Annotated in this window: 1 protein-coding gene; it reads left to right on the top strand. The window is 57.5% G+C overall.

The genetic code is table 11. The features are described from left to right. Positions 1-407, top strand: a 407-nt coding sequence (locus tag Q4563_RS16585) for an exodeoxyribonuclease VII large subunit (RefSeq protein ID WP_303605270.1), incomplete at both ends; no start/stop codon positions are given.

Raw genomic sequence — 407 nt, 5'->3', positions numbered from 1 at the left:
GGTACGCGCCAAGCAACTGCTGGAAATATCCTTTGCCAATGTACGGGTAGAAGGAGAGTTGTCGAGCCTTGCCCGCCCGTCATCCGGCCATTGGTATTTCAGCCTGAAGGATCGCGGTGCCCAGGTGCGTTGTGCCATGTTTCGCTCTCGCACTGCGCAGTTAACTTTCTCGCCCAAGGAAGGTGATCAGGTTGAAATTCGCGCCAAGGTCAGTCTGTACACTGCCCGGGGGGATTACCAGCTGATTGTCGAGAGCATGAAACCGGCCGGAGAAGGGGCATTGCTACTGGCTTTCCAGCAGCAAAAACAACGACTGGCCGCCGCAGGGCTCTTTAATCAGGAGCACAAGCAGCCGATACCCAAAGCCCGCCGCCTGGCCATTATCACGTCATCCACCGGTGCCGCTC

The organism is Gilvimarinus sp. 1_MG-2023 (assembly GCF_030548285.1).
This window is presented reverse-complemented; position numbering and strand designations above follow the sequence as displayed.